We start from the raw sequence: 599 nt of genomic DNA on the forward strand, positions 1-599 counted from the left end.
GGCACGTGGCTGATCGTGGGCGGGGCGATGCTGTTCTCCGTCTTGACCGTGACGCCGCTGATGGCGGCGCACACCCCGGATGCCTGGGACTGGACGGCGCCGATCCTGCCCGTGGAGGTCGATGCTGCGGTGGTGATCGTGGTCCGCCTGGACTCGGTCCTGGCTCGCCTGGGCGGGCAGGCCGGCGGCTGGTCGGTGGCCCTGCGGTGGATCACCGGTGCGCAGACGCTGGCCTTGAACATCGGAGAATCCGCCCTGGCCGGGGACCTTATCGGGGTGGCCCTGCATTCGGTCGCGCCGATGCTGCTGATCGTGACCGCCGAGGCAGGACTCGCCTACCGCCGGTCTCTGACCGCTGCGGTGCGGGCGCTGGAGGACGGCAAGCGCGCCGAGCGGGAGGCCCGGGAGCGGGCGGCCGCTGAGCGCGAGGCCAACCGGCTGCACGCGGCGCGTGAACAGCGTGAGCACGAGGCGTCCCTCGCCCGTGAACAGCGTGAACACGAAGCCCGCCTCGCCCGTGAGGAAGCCGAGCGGCAGGAGCGGATTCGCCGGGAGGAGCAGGAGCGGGCGGAGGCCCGTGAACGCGCCGAGGGGGAAGC

The 599-nt window shown here is 72.8% G+C and carries 1 pseudogene; it reads left to right on the forward strand.

From position 1 onward, the window contains the following. Positions 1–599: pseudogene (locus GPJ59_RS36790) on the forward strand (DUF2637 domain-containing protein); the annotation flags it as partial.

The sequence above is a fragment of the Streptomyces bambusae genome, from assembly GCF_019400985.1.
Classification (GTDB): Bacteria; Actinomycetota; Actinomycetes; order Streptomycetales; family Streptomycetaceae; genus Streptomyces; species Streptomyces bambusae_A.